Annotated in this window: 15 protein-coding genes; 10 read left to right on the plus strand and 5 right to left on the minus strand. The window is 43.9% G+C overall.

Translation table 11 applies throughout. From position 1 onward, the window contains the following. Positions 1-90 precede the first annotated feature (90 nt). On the plus strand, positions 91-1347 hold the full coding sequence (locus ACKTT1_RS05300; RefSeq protein WP_412710450.1) for an NfeD family protein: 1257 nt from the start codon (positions 91-93) through the stop codon (positions 1345-1347). Next, positions 1344-2105, plus strand: a complete 762-nt coding sequence (locus tag ACKTT1_RS05305; protein WP_369019296.1) for a slipin family protein — start codon at positions 1344-1346, stop codon at positions 2103-2105. The genes ACKTT1_RS05300 and ACKTT1_RS05305 overlap by 4 nt, the downstream gene beginning before the upstream one ends. Here the strand turns inward: ACKTT1_RS05305 and ACKTT1_RS05310 are convergent. Then, positions 2102-2620 carry a flavin reductase family protein gene (locus tag ACKTT1_RS05310; protein ID WP_412710451.1) on the minus strand — a complete coding sequence of 173 codons (519 nt, stop codon included), beginning with the start codon at positions 2618-2620 and terminating at the stop codon, positions 2102-2104. The genes ACKTT1_RS05305 and ACKTT1_RS05310 overlap by 4 nt on opposite strands. Before the next feature lie 154 nt (positions 2621-2774). Here ACKTT1_RS05310 and ACKTT1_RS05315 point away from each other — a divergent pair, with 154 nt between their 5' ends. Next, positions 2775-3656 carry a radical SAM protein gene (locus tag ACKTT1_RS05315; RefSeq protein WP_412710452.1) on the plus strand — a complete coding sequence of 294 codons (882 nt, stop codon included), beginning with the start codon at positions 2775-2777 and terminating at the stop codon, positions 3654-3656. On the opposite strand, the gene ACKTT1_RS05320 is transcribed toward ACKTT1_RS05315, so the two are convergent. After that, positions 3629-4753 (minus strand): HD-GYP domain-containing protein, encoded by a 1125-nt coding sequence (locus tag ACKTT1_RS05320; RefSeq protein ID WP_412710453.1) that lies wholly within the window; start codon positions 4751-4753, stop codon positions 3629-3631. The two genes, ACKTT1_RS05315 and ACKTT1_RS05320, sit on opposite strands and share 28 nt — an antisense overlap. Continuing rightward, on the minus strand, positions 4734-5867 hold the full coding sequence (locus ACKTT1_RS05325; RefSeq protein ID WP_412710454.1) for an HD-GYP domain-containing protein: 1134 nt from the start codon (positions 5865-5867) through the stop codon (positions 4734-4736). The genes ACKTT1_RS05320 and ACKTT1_RS05325 overlap by 20 nt, the downstream gene beginning before the upstream one ends. 130 nt (positions 5868-5997) lie before the next feature. On the opposite strand from ACKTT1_RS05325, the gene ACKTT1_RS05330 reads away from it, so the two are divergent. The 7 genes from ACKTT1_RS05330 to ACKTT1_RS05360 are packed head-to-tail and all read left to right on the plus strand — an operon-like array spanning position 5998 to position 14237. Further along, on the plus strand, positions 5998-6831 hold the full coding sequence (locus tag ACKTT1_RS05330; protein WP_412710455.1) for a hypothetical protein: 834 nt from the start codon (positions 5998-6000) through the stop codon (positions 6829-6831). Further along, the gene (locus tag ACKTT1_RS05335) at positions 6821-7579 is read left to right on the plus strand and encodes a hypothetical protein (RefSeq protein WP_412710456.1); all 759 of its coding nucleotides are present in this window, start codon (positions 6821-6823) and stop codon (positions 7577-7579) included. Before ACKTT1_RS05330 ends, ACKTT1_RS05335 begins: the two co-directional genes overlap by 11 nt. Further along, on the plus strand, positions 7576-8736 hold the full coding sequence (locus ACKTT1_RS05340; protein ID WP_369019289.1) for a M14 family zinc carboxypeptidase: 1161 nt from the start codon (positions 7576-7578) through the stop codon (positions 8734-8736). Before ACKTT1_RS05335 ends, ACKTT1_RS05340 begins: the two co-directional genes overlap by 4 nt. After that, positions 8736-10943 carry a hypothetical protein gene (locus ACKTT1_RS05345; protein WP_412710457.1) on the plus strand — a complete coding sequence of 736 codons (2208 nt, stop codon included), beginning with the start codon at positions 8736-8738 and terminating at the stop codon, positions 10941-10943. Before ACKTT1_RS05340 ends, ACKTT1_RS05345 begins: the two co-directional genes overlap by 1 nt. A gap of 13 nt (positions 10944-10956) precedes the next feature. Continuing rightward, positions 10957-12087, plus strand: a complete 1131-nt coding sequence (locus ACKTT1_RS05350; protein WP_412710458.1) for a hypothetical protein — start codon at positions 10957-10959, stop codon at positions 12085-12087. A 10-nt stretch (positions 12088-12097) separates the two neighbouring features. Next, complete coding sequence (locus tag ACKTT1_RS05355) at positions 12098-12913, plus strand: HAD-IIA family hydrolase (RefSeq protein WP_369019286.1); 816 nt, start codon at positions 12098-12100, stop codon at positions 12911-12913. Continuing rightward, on the plus strand, positions 12906-14237 hold the full coding sequence (locus tag ACKTT1_RS05360; protein WP_412710555.1) for a sn-glycerol-1-phosphate dehydrogenase: 1332 nt from the start codon (positions 12906-12908) through the stop codon (positions 14235-14237). The genes ACKTT1_RS05355 and ACKTT1_RS05360 overlap by 8 nt, the downstream gene beginning before the upstream one ends. Before the next feature lie 76 nt (positions 14238-14313). Here ACKTT1_RS05360 and ACKTT1_RS05365 read toward each other — a convergent pair whose 3' ends face one another. Together ACKTT1_RS05365 and ACKTT1_RS05370 are read right to left on the minus strand one after the other, a co-directional pair. After that, a complete protein-coding gene (locus ACKTT1_RS05365) occupies positions 14314-14916 on the minus strand; it encodes a TlpA family protein disulfide reductase (protein ID WP_412710459.1) in 603 nt (200 codons plus the stop codon). Beyond that, complete coding sequence (locus ACKTT1_RS05370) at positions 14913-17069, minus strand: O-antigen ligase family protein (RefSeq protein ID WP_412710460.1); 2157 nt, start codon at positions 17067-17069, stop codon at positions 14913-14915. Before ACKTT1_RS05370 ends, ACKTT1_RS05365 begins: the two co-directional genes overlap by 4 nt.

A 17069-nucleotide genomic window follows, 5' to 3' on the forward strand; every position in this document is an offset into this window, starting at 1 on the left:
ACCATCACCCTTTTCTTTTTCGAATCTCTTGATATTATATACCACCCCAGGGGATTATGCTAAAATGCTTTTAGTGGGGTTTAACTCAATATGTCTGTTAAGTTTTTTGTTCTGCTAATTTTGCTTGGGTTGATTTTGTGTTACGGTGTTGCCTGGCCTCAGGGTAGTTTGGTTCTGGTCGGTGAAATATCAGGGGTTATCAACCCTGTCTTGGCTGATTATCTGGAGAAACTTTTACAAGACGCCCTGCAATCTGAAGCCAAACTGGTGGTCTTGCTTATTGACACACCAGGAGGGCTTGAGGAATCAATGCGGAAGATGGTTAAGAGTATTCTGAATTCCCCTGTTCCAGTTGCGGCCTATGTTTATCCTCGGGGAGCCAGAGCTGCTTCGGCGGGTACGTTTTTGGTTTTAGCTGCTCACCATGCTTTTATGAGTGAAAACACCACTCTGGGGGCGGCACATCCGGTTACCGTGGAGGGGGAAGCAGTAGGCGAAAAAATAGTGAATGACACAGCAGCTTTTATAAAAACGCTTGCAGAAACCCGAGGACGCAATCCTGAAGTTGCCGAGAAAATGGTGAGAGAAAGCCTCTCTCTTGGAGAGAAAGAGGCATTATCTTCTGGTCTTATAGATGGCATTGCTGCTTCTTTGGAAGAAGTCGTGGAAAAGGTACTTTCTACTTTGAAAGAGGTAAAAATTGTTAGAGTGCCCCTGAGTGGAAGAGAAAGAATTTTACACGCACTTTTGAATCCCAGTCTTGCTTACCTCCTTCTTGTCTTGGGAGCTCTGGGCTTAATTTTTGAGCTCTCTAATCCTGGGGCAATTGTTCCCGGAGTTTTTGGCAGCATATGCCTTTTGCTGGCTTTTTACGCTTTTTCCGTACTTCCGGTCAATGTTGCTGGTGTAATCTTTATTTTGCTGGGATTTGCCTTTCTGGCTCTGGACCTCTGGGTTACCCCGGGCATTGGAGCATTGACCGTTGGTGGAGCTATTTCTCTTTTTCTGGGTTCACTAACACTTTTCGACGTCAGGAAAGTAGGGATCAGGTTGCCTCTGGAGTTAATAATATTTACAGTTTTGGGGATTTTGGCTTTCTTCGTTTTTGCGCTTTCCATGGCCCTGGTTGCAATGCGCAGAAAAGTCAGGACGGGAGAAGAAGCACTGAAAGGTAAGGAGGGAGTTGCCAGACAGGTGTTGAATCCCGAGGGCTTTGTTATTGTTGATGGAGAATTGTGGTGGGCGGAATCTCCAGAGCTTGTGACTCCTGGAGAAAAAGTAGTGGTAGTTGGCAAGAAAGGGAATAGACTTTTGGTAAACAAGAAAAGGGAGGATGAGGGAAAATGATTTTTCTGGCGTTCATCGTGTTGATTGTGATTATTTTTCTTTCCGCTGCTATCAAGGTGGTTAGAGAATATGAGCGAGGAGTCATATTCAGGTTAGGACGCCTGGTGGGAGCAAAAGGTCCGGGAATCTTTTTCATCATCCCGTTAATTGACCAGTTGGTGAAAGTTGATTTGCGAGTGATGACCATGGATGTTCCCAAGCAGGAGCTGATTACTCGGGACAACGTCCCGGTTACCGTGGACGCAGTGGTCTATTTTCGAGTCATGAATGCTGAAGACGCGGTTACTCAGGTGGAAAATTATGTTATGGCGACCTCTCTGATTTCTCAAACTACTTTAAGAAGTATTGTGGGGCAGTCAGAGCTTGATGAGCTCCTTACTCACCGTGATAAGATTAATGAGGCGTTACAAAAAATAATTGATGAGAAAACTGACCCCTGGGGAATAAAGGTTTCAGCTGTTGAAATCAAGGAAGTGGTACTTCCTGAAGAGTTAAAAAGAGCTATGGCTCGCCAAGCGGAAACGGAACGAGAACGCAGAGCGAAAATTATCAATGCCGAGGGAGAATACCAAGCATCAACAAAGCTGGCTGAGGCAGCCAAGATTATCTCTCAGAATCCTATTGCTATTCAGTTGCGCTATCTTCAGACACTTAGTGACATTGCTGCCGAAAACGCGACCACAGTTGTATTTCCTCTGCCTATGGAGATAGTCAGAGCTTTTAGTGTCCTGGCAGGAGATAGCGAGAAAAAAGATTAAGTTTTGAGTTCAGCTTTGATGATTTCTCCAAAATAGATGTGGTGAAAATCGCCCTGAGGGTAGTATTCCTGGATTATGTGCTGGGGAAAGGTAGCAGGATCTACTTTTGTTTCCTGGATTACCTGGCAAAACAATGCCCCTACACATTCTTCAATAGAAGGTACTGGAAAATCTTGGTGATGACGAGTGCTGAGTCCTGCTTTTTGGAATTTGTTTCCCTCTCGACCAGAAACGCTGCCACAAAGTTGAATAGCGCTGTACATGTCTTCAGTGGGAAGTGCAATGACGAAGAAAGGGTGTTCTTTCAGCTTTTCAAAGGTGAATCGTGAAGGGCGCACCAGCACAGTAGCCATGGGTCTTCCCCACACTCTCCCAGTTTGTGCCCAACCTATAGTCATAATGTTACTCTGCCCTTCCTTCCCCGTAATTAGAAATATGCCCCCTACTTTCTCTATTAAAGCTGGAATACGACAAGCAACTTCGGTCCAGTTAGCCTTTTTCCACAACCGAACCATCCCCTTTTATTTCTGGGTTTGTTTTATAATTATATCAGTTTCCTGAATGTGAAAATTTATATCTTGGAATGTTCGCAAAAATTGTTCTTTATACGATGCAATCTTGTTGGTTGTTTTTGAAATCCTGTAGGTAACCTCTTGGGAGGCGCTTGACTTGCTGCTAATAAGACCTTTTGACCCCTGGAAAGGAGAGCTCTGCACCTGCCCTACCAAGTTTACCCTTAACCCCTATACGGGCTGTGAACATGCCTGCCTTTACTGCTATATAACCTCTTTTATACCGCAAGCTTTCCGGGTTAGAGAAAAGAAAGACCTTCTCAGGCGGGTGTATCGGGATTTACAAAGTTTTCCAAGGGAAAGCTACCTTACGTTGAGCAATTCTTCTGATCCTTACCCTTCCCTGGAAAGAGACCTCAAACTTACCCGGCAGATACTAAGCTGGTGTTCAGAGTTAGGGGTTCCGGTGCTTATACTCACCAAATCCCCTTTGGTTTGTAGAGATGCTGATGTGTTGTCTGCTATGCGTTCGGCGGTAAGTATAACCATAACGACACCCTGTGAAGAGGTGGCTCGTAAACTCGAACCTGGTGCGCCCTCGCCCCGGGAACGCAAGGAAGCGATTGTTAAGCTTGCCAGGTATGGCATTCCGGTTGTCTTACGCTTAGACCCTGTCATACCCGGAATTAACGATAATCCCGAGCAATGGAAACAGCTTATTGAAGAAGTCTCACCTTTCGTCGTGCAAGTGGTTTCTTCTACTTACAAGCTACGTCCTGATTCCTGGAAAAGGATCGTGCAGGTTTTTGATTCGGCAAAGCGCTACAGGGACGATTACTGTGAAAAACATGGTAACAGTTTGTATCTCCGCAGAGAGATTCGTGAACATATAATGGGTGCTCTCCGAGAGCTGGTTAAAAGCTACGGTTTGCCATTTTCGAGTTGTCGTGAGGGATTTGTAACCTGGAATGACCTAATTTGCGATGGCAGTTATTTTCTAAACGTCCGGAGTCAATCAAAAAAGTCTTCTTGTAAGTAAATTTCTTCTTCCATGTTCGAGGAAGGAGGTGGAGGCTCTTCAGGTCGACCCACAATCGAAACCGTGAGCTCACTCATCAGGTCCAGGTCTTTAGGTGTTTCCAGCTCTCTCCCCTCTCGATCTTTGATTACTCTCACCACTGGGCGAATGGGAAGGCCTTCATTCAGCTTGATTACCACAGCAATCTCTCCAGTGGAAAGCTTCACCGTTTCTCCCACCGGATAAGGAGCTATATGCCTTACCATGGTGGTGACTACCTGAAGGTCAAACAGCCTACCTGCGTTGCCCATTAGGTATTCCAGAGCCTCTGAATAGGAGAAACGTTTACGGTAAGGCCGGTCAACGGTGAGTGCATCGTACACGTCTGCACAGGCACAAATTCGGGAAAGGAGATGAATTTCTTCTCCCGCAAGTCCGTAAGGATAACCACTCCCGTTCATTCTCTCGTGATGCTGAAGAGCAATAACTGAGGCCAAAAAGTCATACTCTGCGTGCTTTTGAATAATTTCTCTGCTCCACACGGGGTGCATGCGAATGATCTTGCGTTCTTCTTCGGTTAAAGGACCCTCTTTATAGAAGATTTCGGGTGGGAAGCGGATTTTCCCCACATCATGTAGGAGGGCTCCCAGAGCGAGCTTTTTGAGTTGAAGGCGACTCAGATTCTGAAATTTTCCGATCATCAGGCTGATCACTGTCACGTTTACTGAGTGGACGAATAGCGCGTCACTTTTGCTTCCCAGCTGTACCAGGTAGAAGATGACTCCTGGATAGTCAAGCACTTCTTCTATGAGTTCCTGGATTACACTTTGAATTTTCTGATAGCCGTTTGCTTCTCCTCTCTGGAGCTTTTTCACAGATTCGTGAAGAATCCTTTGTACCTTTCTTTTGGTTTCCAGAGTAACAGGTTCCTCCACTTTAATGTCTTCAAAAAGTTCATGCTCAATAAACACGGACTCAAACCCCAGCTCAAAGAGCCTTCGAATGTAGTTTTCGGTAAGTACCACGCCTTTGTTAAGGAGAATGGAGCCATCTTCACGAAATACTGGATAGGCTATTTTCATGCCGGGGCGCAAGTCTTCAACCCTGACTCGGATCATGAGTGATTGCTTCCTCCCAGAGTCTGGTTTCGTCGAGGGTGGCTTTTGAGCTCGCTTCTACAGATTCCACAATCGAAACCGTGAGCTCACTCATCAGGTCCAGGTCTTTAGGTGTTTCCAGCTCTCTCCCCTCTCGATCTTTGATTACTCTCACCACTGGGCGAATGGGAAGGCCTTCATTCAGCTTGATTACCACAGCAATCTCTCCAGTGGAAAGCTTCACCGTTTCTCCCACCGGATAAGGAGCTATATGCCTTACCATGGTGGTGACTACCTGAAGGTCAAACAGCCTACCTGCGTTGCCCATTAGGTATTCCAGAGCCTCTGAATAGGAGAAACGTTTACGGTAAGGCCGGTCAACGGTGAGTGCATCGTACACGTCTGCACAGGCACAAATTCGGGAAAGGAGATGAATTTCTTCTCCCGCAAGTCCGTAAGGATAACCACTCCCGTTCATTCTCTCGTGATGCTGAAGAGCAATTTTTATAGCTGTGGCGTTTTCTGGGATTCTCTCCAGCATGAGTTCGGCTGCCCAACCTGGATGTTGCTTAATTATTTCCCAATCTTCGGCATCCAGTTTCCCCGGTTTGTTAAGGATTTCGAGAGGCACTTTGATTTTACCCAAGTCGTGCATCAGGCTACCCAGTGCCAAGGTATGCAGGGTTTCAGCAGGTAGCTTAAAAAATTTACCTATGAAGGCCGAAAGAGTGGCCACATTTACAGAGTGAGCAAAGACTAAATCATCGTGTTTGCGCAATTGCACCAGGCTGATGACTGATTTTCTAGAGCTGAGAACCTCTTCTATTATCGAATTGACAGCTTCCTTCAAGGGCTGGATGGATTTTTCTTTACCCTTAATAACTTTATAAAAGGTTTCGTGTACTGTTTGCAAAACTTTTCGCTTGGTTTCTTGAGATAGTATTTCCTCGGGATCTACATTTTTAAACCGTTCATCCTTTATATATATGTAATCAAAGTTCAGTTCTTTGAGTTTGTTGATTAACTTCTCAGTGAGTACGATATCCTCTTTGACCAGTATCACACCGTTTTCGTGGAGAATGGGGTAGGCGGTGACCATCCCGGGTCGAAGCCTACTGACGTGTATTTTAAGCATCTTTTCCTCCTTGTACAGTCAGTAAATTTTCTGTGTTTTCCGTTCAATATGGTTGCTTTAGAAAGCCGTTTTTATTATACTCGCAAAAAAAGATGAAGGTAAAGCCTTGAGCGGAAAAAAGGGGACTTCTTTGAGAGAGTTAAGAATTCCAGTATATTGTGTTCCTACTCTCGGCTGGAACTGGTATCATGAAGGATCCTGGATGGCTCATACTGGTCTCCGGGTAACCGACCTGGGATTTAAAGCAAAAAAAATGAAGCCCCCGCTTTTTATTTCTTTTGAGCTCTACACGCCTCCGGTTTCACACCCTCTTTCTGAGGGAGAGATGGAAGAAATTGTAACCACCTTTGAAGAAACTGTTCACGGATATCTCATGCAACTCAAGTTTTATGAATCTCTGGCTCGTAATTATCGTTATATGTTTTCTCTTTGCTTGCTCGCCTACATTATAGGCCTTTTCAGTGTCAATACCTGGTGGTTTATATGGTTTCGGCAACCCTACCTGGCTCTGGCGGGTCTGGATAACTGGTTCAAGCGGCGCAGGGCGAAAGTGCTGGAAAAGGGAGTCAGATTTCGGATTGTGATGGGAAAGGACCCACGAAGAAAAAGATTGCTGGATGAAATCTACAATCAGTTTGGAAAGTTTAAACAGCTTTCCAGAAGTGATTTTGCGGAAATAGTGGCTTATTTGCGCAGGAAACAGAGAACAGAGCCTTTGTGCTGGGAATTAATCAGGGTTTTTGAGGATATTTTGGAGATGGAAAAGGAAGATAGTTTTGTGCTTCAGAGGGTGGCTTACACGTTCTCAAAGAAGCTTTCCCGGTTTTTTCTCGGAGATTTGCTATTGATTCCTCAATTGCTACCTCCGAGACTTCTTTGCAATATAAGAGACCTCAATTTTGATATCTCTTTTCTGATAGGTGAAGGCAGTGCCCAGGATCAATCTTTACAGAGTGTTCAATAAATCTGATTATACGCTTGTTTCTCCTCGTAATCCGTTTTTTGTTGAGGAACGGTTGAGCCGTTACTGGAGGATATCCGAAGGTGAAAGGCTGGAAATTGTTCTTCAAGTAGGTGAAAAAAACGAGGTTAAAAACCTTTTTGCTACCTCTTCTTTGCTTGAGGTTGTTTCCCAGGAAGAGGGGGTGGAAGTCAGGCCTTCTCAGGAACAGAGAGAAGTTTTGGAATATCTTAAAAAGGGATTTTTTGATACCTTCCTCAAAGAGGATACTTTCATTCTTGAAGAGGAAAAAAATCGTAATATTTTCTACCATTTCAAGCGCTTTCGCCCTGGAGGTTTTTATGGAGTGCTCCATAGGTTGTTTCCCATTGTTTTCATCATGCATGGCATTCCTGGTTTTCAACCTATGACTTGGGATATGCTGGTGGGTGATCCTTATTTTGAAGAGAAGAATTTGGAGGAACTAAAGAAGCATTATGCTCGTTTGCAATGGGGTATAGATGAAGCCTTTTCTGAGGTTAAACTCAAGGTGGTCGAGAATTTAGCGCTGGCTGCATTGAACAGATTGGTTGCTGAGAACCCTGAAGACGGGTTTGTAAAGGCATATCACCTTTGTTCCAGACTGGGTCTGGGCTTCCTTCGAGACTTCTACTGGCCAGCTACTCAGGCAACGGAACAAAGCGAGTGGGTCAGATTTATGAAACCCCCGATGCCTCTTTTTCCCTGGAGAAAGGATGGCGACAAGTCTTGAACGGCAGGGTAATTGCTGATTGTCCTGACCAGGAGTTGATCAGTTACAGTTCCGCTCTGGAATATTTAAACTGGTTGGATTTTGAATATCCTCAGCTTCTTGAGAAAATTCAGCAAAGACTGAATGAGCTCGAGTGGCCTTCTAATTTGGTCGTTAGGATATCGTTTGTCGAAGAAGTTAATGGACCGTTTGTGACTCCTCTGGGTAACAGAATACCGGTTCTGGAAATTGGCAATCCTTCTCCTGGGAGCAAGCGCCTGGTATTCGAAGCAACCTGCCACGGTGGAGAGAGGCTCCACTCGGCCACTCTTTTGGCTGCCTTCTTTTCGCTGGTGCAAAATGCTTGGAGGCTGCAAGCGCTTTTAGAATCGAGTTTCATTGGTTTTTTACCAATTGTTGATCCTGATGGCTGGGTTAAAGAGACTCGTGCCTATGTCGACAGAAGTGGAGAGGAGATTCATAACCCGGTAGTTGTAAATTTGAGGCATATCAGAAACATGTTTGGGTGGGAAGATGCTAATGCGGCTTTTGGAAGAAAACTGGAATCCATTCGCAGTCGTCGAGCTAAGGCAGTTCAGCAATATGTTTTAAAAAGATTCAATCCTCTTCGGGTTTTTTCGAGCCTTCACGAAACGGTAATGCTGGGAAGTGAGTTGTTTTACAAGAATGCTGGAGTTATGATTTTGCTTCACGATTATTTTACTCAGGAAGAAAAGGATTTGCTTGCCCGATTGCGTTATCCTCTGGGTATGTTTCAGAGAAGCGAGCTCTTTCTGAGAAAGAGATTCAGCTTTCGTTTTCCAAAGTATCGGGAGGAGTTTTTGTCTCACCATCCATTTTTCGCAAAAGCTCTTTCCATCAGGAATTTTATTAAAAAGCAGGGGTTGACCATTTTCCAGGATAAATTTGAAGCAGCCTTGAAAGAACTACCCTTCTATGTGGAGAGGGATTTGCCTCTTGCTGAAGGCATTTATCTGCCTGGGCCCTTCTTCTGGAAAACTGGTATCACACTTGCCCCAGACTTTTTTCAAAAAATGACTGGATGTTGTGGAAGAACCATTGAGACTTTTACCCAGTCCCGTGAAACTCGATTAATGCAGGGATTGGCTTTTGTCGATGCTACTCTCAGGGTAGAAGTAAGAGGTGAGCACTTTTAATGCCCTACCGATTTTTATTTTTGGAGATACCCAACCCTCTTAATCCTGATCAACGAATGCTGATTGGTTCCAGAGACAAATTCAGGAGTTATCTTGAACACTTAACTTATCAGGTTTCCGGCAGGCGTTTTGATGTACCTTTATTACGAATTGATGTGCAGAGTGCTTTTAGCACTGAAGGTGATACAAAAGAGATTTTTGGGACTTTTATAAAAAACTGTTTTAACACCTGGCGAAAGCGACTTCTTAATCTTCTTTATCAGGATTATTTTTATTTAGTACTTTTTGCAGTTTTTGCTTATGTGATGTGGAATGTAGGTTTTATAGCGAAAGGGGTGGACTTTCTCTTTACTCTGGGTGGTGATTACCTCAATCCTTACGCTCACACTGTTTTGGTGCTTTCACCGATCATTTATGCGGTTTATCAAAAGTTGTTGTCAGGAAACACTGTTTTTAAGAAACGAAGAGGGATTGTCTGGTTGCAAAAAATGGAAGTCTTGTTTGAAGAACCTCTCTGGGAAAGGGTTAGAAGAAAGGCGAGCAATATGGTTGCCTTTACGGATAATAGTTTGTTGAAGAAAAGATTGAAAGAGCTTTGCTTACTGCTTAAGGCAAAAGACTGCCAGGCAGTAGCAAAGTGGTTAAGCGATTTTGAAAATACAGCGAGAAATACTACCTTGTCCTGGCCTGAAAAAGAGTTGTTGGAAGATTTTAGCAGTGAGTTGATTTTCCTCACCAGAAACAACTTTATGTCTTATGAAACCCGTTGGGAATCCTCTTCGCCACTACTTGAGTTTTATGTTTCGGAAGATTACAGGAAGTGGCAAGCACAGCTTGCGGCTCTGGCAAAACGCCTGGAAGAGGCCCCCAGTGCTTTCCTTTACCAGCAAATGGCGGATTTGTTTTGGGAGATGAAAGGTAAAATTCATCTCCAATTGGTTGAACATCTCCCGGAGGAGATTTTTGCAGCGTTGGTCGACTACTACCATCGTCTCTATCTTTTCTTCGCTCGTTTATCTCGTTACAAAGGAGAGCTGAAAAGATTTTCGGCAGGTCGCTGGAGAGAATTTTTGAGTAATCCAGATCAGGAACCCTTGCTGGGCAAAAATGTGGCTCTCAAGAGTTTTGCAGTCATTGCTTTTGTACTGTGCATATTCTGTTTACATCTGGTTGGCGAAAAGGATTTCCTTGTTGTGGAGCGACTTTCTCCAGGTTTCAAATCAACTCTGGGAAGAGAGGTAACAATTGTTGATGATGGAATAAAAGTAGGAAACTTGAAATTACTGTTGAGTCCGCCTCGTCCCTTTGCCTTTACCTACCGAAGGACTTCTGAGGTTCAAAAAGTTGGTGCCTTGCTCATTTTGAAAGAGGTAGAACCTGTCTTGGGCGAAGGATTTTGGGATAAGCTGAAGTACTGGTGGGAGAGAACGATGGCCTTTTTCAAGCAAGGATATGGTACTGATTTTGTAGTTCTCAAATTCAATTGCTCCGTGCAGATTTCGAAACCAGAACTCTGGAAAGGATATGATTTCGATGGCAAAGGCATGGATCGTCTCGCCAGGGATCTTGAGGTTAGCCTTTCGTCAGTATACGAGCGTGTCATGAGTGATTTGAGAATGAATTTGCTTAGTCAAAGCAGTACTGAAGAGATTGAAAAATATCTGCAGGTAATTTTTGAAAGACCTTCTTTCAAAGAATGGATTCGGAGGTTACTTTATCCTTCACCTCTTGATACCTATCGTGTGGGGTCCATTTATGATATGTATCTAACTGGTTTGGAGTGGTTGCGAAGACATCCTCGCATGGAACAGGAGACAGAATGGCGCGATTTTGTGGAACACGAGATGGAAGTAGTACGAGAGAATTTGCAAAGGGAACATACTCAGCTCATTGCTTCTCCCCAGAAAGTTCGAGGCTTAATCACCAGCCCCAGCCTGGAGAAGTTTATTGAATATCCTGGTCTTTATCAGACTCTGTTTTATCTTGCGGTTAATGAGATTGTGAACAACCGTGTTGTGGAAGAATTAAACCTTGAAAGAAGCGAATTGCGACAAAAGCTGGAAGAAGAAGCGTTAAACTATTTGCAAGACAAAGACGTTTTTTTGCATCAAATAGGTGTTCAGGTAAATTCAGTCAAGGTTAGTCTGGAAAGGGTTTCTTACCTGAGATACATGCGCCTGTTGCAGAGGCGGCAGAATCTTATTTAAGAGGGATTGGTCGATGCTTAGGTTTTTAAAAGCGGTTTTCAGAATTGCAGGTAACTGGCTGGTGGGATTGCTGGTAGTAACCGTAATATTCGGTTTCCTTTCTTTTTTCTTTCTTTCGCGCCACTCTCTCCCCCCTCAAAGCTTTGCTATCGTACGTGAAGTTTGGGTTAGGGAAGGTCCTCTTTTTGGGCCTTCTGCTCTCCCCTATCGGGTCAGGGTAGTGGAAAACAGTACTCCGCGGGCGGCAAGTTTTCTTGTTCAGCCACCACCGTTTGGGGTGGTTGAAGACGTCTTCCCACTTGACTCGGGCATTCCCATGGAAGTTAAAGTTCCGCTTTGGACTAAAGATCAGATTTCTGGAAATCCCAACGACCAGAACCTGGTTTATGTGGCAGATATTAAGACTACCATCTCCATTGTAGATCGTGAAAAATTTGCAAAAAGGGTTGACCCCCTTTTGGTTCGCTACCGGCTGGATCTTATAGGTGAGGAAGCGGAATTCCAGTTTATGAAAAGTGGCAGTGTGGTAGTACCCGAAAGCAGGATTGATTTGGCAAAGGAAATGTGTCGTGCTCGCTTTTATAGCGAACTTTTTGAACTTTTAAGCCAGATTGGGGGAAGCATTGAAAACAAGCTCTATTTTCTTTCCAGAACTGTTGCAAGAGAAGGAAAGAGTGATTCAGAGGTAAGAATAGAGATATGGAAAACGCTGGAGCGCTATCCCTGGTACAGACTTGAACCAGATGCTCTGGCCAACGTTTTGCAAACGGAACGGGAAGTTTTTGAAAAGATTGTGGAGCTCCTGCAGGCAGAAAATAGGGATGCTGAAAAAGCAGAAGTTCTTCGTAACGAAATTAAACAGTTTTTTGACAACTATGTTGACCAACACCCAGGAAGTTTCCTTCAGGATTTGTGGGATTATTCGGTTGAGGTATTCCTTACTCAGGGTAGCATCAGGACTCCCGAAGAGATTAGAGCCCTGACCTATCGTTTTGTACACCAAAACACACAGCTTTTGCAAGAAGCCTTACAAGGTGGCAAGGAGCAAAGCTGGAGTGAACAAAAATATGGCTTTGCCTTTCAGGATATCGAAATTGTTTTTGAAGAGGATTTGGCAACCAATTACCTTCAATTTTTGCCTTGAGGTGGTTTTTATGGAACTTGCTACAGTGCAAGCGTTTCTTCTGGATATGGACGGCACCTTTTATCTTGGGGACAGGTTGCTTCCCGGGGCTCTGGAGTTTATTGATTTTCTGATGAAAAATGGGAAGAAGTTTTATTTTTTAACCAACAACTCTTCGCATAACGTAAACTTTTATCTAAAGAAACTTGCCAGACTTGGTTTGAAAAATGTTTCTTCTCGTAATATTATTACTTCAGGACAGGTTTGCGCTTATTACATCCGTAAGCTTTCTCCCCGGGCGCGAGTTTTTCTCCTCGGTACCCAGGAGCTGGCCATAGACTTTATGCGCGAAGGCCTTCTTCTGGTGGAAGAGAATCCAGATTACGTGGTTTTGGGGTTTGATAAAACTTTGACTTACGATAAGCTGCGAAGAGCTGCTTCCTTTGTGAGGAGCGGAGTCCCTTTTCTGGTTACCCATCCAGACCTAAACTGTCCTACCCCTCAAGGCCCCATCATTGATGCTGGGTCTATAATGAAGGCAATAGAAGCTGCTACAGGTGTCCAGGCTCGGGTATTTGGCAAGCCTTATCCCGAAACTGTTTTTTATGTCCTGGAAAGGGTGGGCCTTTCCAGGCATGAACTGGCTATGGTTGGAGATCGTCTTTACACCGATATGAGAATGGCCAAAGAAGCGGGAATAATTTCTATCCTGGTTTTGACGGGTGAAACTTGCCTTTCAGACCTGAAAGATTCCCCATGGAAGCCAGATTTTGTGTTTTCCTCTTTGCAGGAGTTACTCGAAAACATGAAAAAGACTTTAACGGAGGACGAGTGTGCCAATGCTTGATATACCTTCCATTGTTAAAAATGGTGTTCGAGATTTTCAGTGCATCTGTGGTCGTAGGCATTTGGTCCCGGAGCAAAGGGTTTTGCTCGGTATGGGGGTGCTTTTCGATTTGCCCCAAGTTCTCTCAGAGCTCAATCTTGGGAAAAAGGCACTTCTTGTTTCTGATGAAAATATATTTCCTTTGTTTGGAGAACAAGTTGTGACCTTGCTGGAGAAGTCTGGGGTGGGTGTTGAGATCTGTGTGCTGGAGCAACCTTCAGGCTTTTTTTACTTAGAGCCGGATGAAGATGCAAGGAGCCAGATAGGGGTTCATCTTCAGGAAAACCCTGATTTCATAGTTGCCCTTGGTTCAGGAGTGATTAATGATTTATGTAAATTTATAGCACATCGAGTGCAAAAACCATATATTGTTATTGCTACTGCTCCTTCTATGGACGGTTATTCCTCCCCGGGGGCACCTATGCTGGTTGGTGGTTACAAGGTTACCTTTGAAGCTCGTCCGCCCCGAGTAATCGTTATGGATCTTGATATTCTTTCACAAGCGCCGCTTGAACTTATTCAGGCAGGTTTTTCTGATTTGATGGGTAAAACCACTGCTAACGCTGACTGGGTGCTCAGGCATTATCTTCTCAATGAATATCTATGTGAGTACAGTTTTGAGCTGGTCAAAGAGGGGTTGGAATACCTTAGCAGGGAAGCAGCCCTGCTTAAGGAAAGGTCTCCAGAGTTTGTGTCCAGCCTTTCAGTGGCTCTTTTCAATTCGGGCTTGAGCATGACACTGGTTGGAGACTCTCGCCCTGCTTCAGGTCTGGAGCATCTGGTTGCTCATTATCTTGAAATTTTCGCACTGCATCGACACCTGAACCCTTCTTTACACGGGTTAAGGGTAGGAGCGGCTACGGTTGTGGCACAGAAATTATATGTTCGTTTTCTGGACGAGGTACACCTTTTTTCTTCCTTTGTCAGTAAGAAAAAACCGGAAGTTTTGCTTGATGAGCTAAAGCTACACTTTGGGCCTCTTTTTCTTTTTGTAGAGAAGGAAGCTGCAGAGAAGCTCTCTCCTCCTCTTGCTTTCGGTGATTTTTTTGCAAATCCTGTTTTCGTGAGGAAAAAAGTGGAAGAAAAATTGCTTGTGGTTTCCCAAGTTGAAGAGACGCTTAAAAGAGCCGGAATTCCTTCTTCATTGCAGGAACTGGGTTTTGGAGAAAGCATGATTCGTGATGCGTTTCGTTATGCTCGTTTTCTGAGAAAACGGATTACCTTACTCGACCTTTTAGATTGGCTTGGCGTTCTTGAAAAATATCTCGATTGGGCACTTAGGTAGCTATTGAGATTGGTTAGCCAGGGAAGCGAAATTGTCCCAGCCAGAAAGCGCTTTCTGGCTGGGACAATTTCAAACTTTAGAAAATATACTGCCAGAGCAAACTCTCCAGTTGCGATTGAGTTAATTCTCCCAGAGCTCTTCCCCGAATTTCCCCATTTTCATCTATGAAAAGATAGCGGGGAACTCCTGTTCCAGCAAACTGGCGCTGCACTTTTCCATAGTTGTCAATTAGAACCGGGAAAGACCATCCATACCTGTTGACAAACTGACTGCGAACCATTGCAGCATACTGTTCTTGGGAAGCAATAAGCATGCCTGAGGTGCCTTCTTCGTTAACTGCTATAGCGAGAATGACCAAATTTTGAGAATACTTGAACTTTTGGTACACTCTTTCCAAAGTGGGAGCTTCATTGACGCAGTGGGGACAGGTAGTTTTAAAAAATACTACCAGAACCGGTTGTTCTCGAAAGTCTCTCAATGAAACTAGGTTTCCATCCAGGTCAGGAAGGGTGAAGTTAACGCCTCTGTCACTGGTTTCTTCCGGGTTCTGTCCCGAGGAGGGAGTATCCTCTTCTGGTGACCAGCTAAAATAAAATGAAGCACATCCTGTTGCTAAGAAAACAGTAAGTACGCAGACCAGTATTACCAGAATCGGAGTTTGTTGCCTTTTCCAGTTCACTCCAAATCACCTCTTTCGTTTTTTGTATTTTCCCCCTCCTCGGATTGTTCACTGTATTTTTTCAATTCTCTGGCAAACTCTGCCAGATTATTACTAATTTTTATCTGGGGATACTTTTCTTTTAGCTGATACAGTTTAGTTAGCACTTCCTCTGCTCTCTTATAATAATCTATTGTTCTCGTTTTTTCACCTCTTGCGGAATAAAAATCACCTATGGATTTCAAGGCTGAAATAAGACCTTCATAGGTAGCAGGAACTAAAGGAGCGTTCTGGACGGCCCTTTCAAGATATGAGATGCCTGTCTCGAATTTGCCCATTTCAACATATAGAAAACCGAGATACTGGATGTACTTGTAATTTTTGGGGGCCAGTCGATAAGCTTTTTGGGCTTCTTCAAAGCTTTTTGCTTTCAGGAAAGGTTGTTTTTCGTTTAAAAAGCGAGACCGCAGTGCGTTACTGTATATGAAATGGGTTTCTGCGTTCCATGGGTTAAAACGGAGCGATTTTTCTGCCAGTGAAGCGGCCCTTGCCCAATGTCCTTGATTCAGATAATACTCGGCTCGGATTGCATAATTTGTACTCTGGCTTATCATAAGACACAAAACCAGAAGCACTAAAGAAGCAATTACGGAAAATGTAGTAGGTATGATATGCATCTTGGATTGGTAAGCATATTCCTTTCTTTTCCGGGTTTTTTCTACCGCAATTCCCCTTTCAGGAACTGCTAAGCCTGCGAAAGACCACATAGTGAGCTGAAACGCTCCCAGAGAAAAGTTAACGTCTATAAGGCTGTGCAAAAGCCCCATAAGCAAGGTGCCCAAGATGCCTTTTTGTAAGACCTGTTCTCTCCCAGAGTCAAATTGCAGAGCCTTTTTAAAAATGAATATGAATAGACCCAGAAAAAAGATAACGCCTAATATTCCAGATTCCACCAGGATTTGGACGTAGAAGTTGTGGGTGCTTTCGGTAAAATAGGGAGCAGATTGAAATTTGAAGTAAAGAGTTTTCCAGGCTCCACCACCCCATCCATTCAAAGGCCGGAGTGAAAATATTGTTAGGGCGTCTTTGTAGAAACGGAACCTTTCCATGACGCTGTGGGTTTGCAAGTTGATATCCTTAATACGCTGAGCAAAGTGAGTGGGAAGAATATCACTTTTTGTAGCTATTACGAATAATAGAATGAGTAGCATCACCGCTGTGGAAATCAGTATGGCAAGTTTTTTCCGGTTTATTGCAACACTTCTTTTTTGAAAGAACTGAGTTGCAAGCTCGCCAAAGACAGCAAAAATTACGCTGGCTACTATAAGGTAGCCGAAAAAGGAGGGGTTTTTTTGAAGGAGCAATGTTTCAGTTTTTGAGAGAAACGGCAAGAAAATAGCAACACTTCCCAGACTATAAGTAAGCAGGCGAGTAGCGCTTTGGGGTTGCAAAACGAATAACAAAAAAACCAAACTGAGTGGAAAGGTTAAGTATCCGCCACGTGAATAGGTGAAGAAAAAGGCTCCCAGGAGCACAAAAGATACCAGGAAACCTGGAATACGCCAGGAAAGTTTTTCTTCCAGAAGAATAAAAACTAAAACAGAGATATATCCCATAGCGAAGTAGGCACCGGCTGTGTTTGGGTATTGAAAAGAAGCATTGAGGCGTCCGCCAAGAAAGAGATCTCGGAAACTCATTTTCAAAAAAGTGCTCTGGGGATCTATCCAGCCCATCTGGTAAGCAAAACCCATGAGGGCAAGGATCAAACCGTTTAGACCGAAAAGGAATAAAAAGAGTTTTTTCAAAGATAACGGTATTCGAAGCTTCCTCGTGGCAAGGAACAAAAAAAAGCAAGTGGCATAAGTTATAAATTCTTGAAGAGCCAGGCCTTTATCGGCTGCAAAAGGAAGATTAAGAAAGTAAAGCAGCGTAAAACCTGCACACAGCCACTCTGTAACATCGCCAAACCGAAGCCATTCTTTGTTGTAGCTGCGCCATAGAAGCCAGAGAAGAACGATGCCGTTTAACGCTACCAGGAAAGGGTATTTTTCGTATTCAAAATATAGCCCCCGGTAATAGGGCGATAAGAGAACTAGGAAAAGCAGAGCACCTGCCACACAGAGTTCTATATTCCTCTGGCTATCGGTACTTTTTGGGTGAGCGGTTTTGGACAT

Source organism: Atrimonas thermophila, from assembly GCF_045864955.1.
GTDB classification, from domain to species: Bacteria; Atribacterota; Atribacteria; order Atribacterales; family Thermatribacteraceae; genus Thermatribacter; species Thermatribacter velox.

Excerpts from the sequence above, each read along its gene's own strand:
- ACKTT1_RS05300 (WP_412710450.1), top strand. The coding sequence starts at position 91 with ATGTCTGTTAAGTTTTTTGTTCTGCTAATTTTGCTTGGGTTGATTTTG.
- ACKTT1_RS05305 (WP_369019296.1), top strand. The coding sequence starts at position 1,344 with ATGATTTTTCTGGCGTTCATCGTGTTGATTGTGATTATTTTTCTTTCC.
- ACKTT1_RS05310 (WP_412710451.1), bottom strand. The coding sequence starts at position 2,620 with ATGGTTCGGTTGTGGAAAAAGGCTAACTGGACCGAAGTTGCTTGTCGT.
- ACKTT1_RS05320 (WP_412710453.1), bottom strand. The coding sequence starts at position 4,753 with ATGATCCGAGTCAGGGTTGAAGACTTGCGCCCCGGCATGAAAATAGCC.
- ACKTT1_RS05325 (WP_412710454.1), bottom strand. The coding sequence starts at position 5,867 with ATGCTTAAAATACACGTCAGTAGGCTTCGACCCGGGATGGTCACCGCC.
- ACKTT1_RS05345 (WP_412710457.1), top strand. The coding sequence starts at position 8,736 with ATGCCCTACCGATTTTTATTTTTGGAGATACCCAACCCTCTTAATCCT.
- ACKTT1_RS05350 (WP_412710458.1), top strand. The coding sequence starts at position 10,957 with ATGCTTAGGTTTTTAAAAGCGGTTTTCAGAATTGCAGGTAACTGGCTG.
- ACKTT1_RS05355 (WP_369019286.1), top strand. The coding sequence starts at position 12,098 with ATGGAACTTGCTACAGTGCAAGCGTTTCTTCTGGATATGGACGGCACC.
- ACKTT1_RS05360 (WP_412710555.1), top strand. The coding sequence starts at position 12,906 with ATGCTTGATATACCTTCCATTGTTAAAAATGGTGTTCGAGATTTTCAG.
- ACKTT1_RS05370 (WP_412710460.1), bottom strand. The coding sequence starts at position 17,069 with ATGTCCAAAACCGCTCACCCAAAAAGTACCGATAGCCAGAGGAATATA.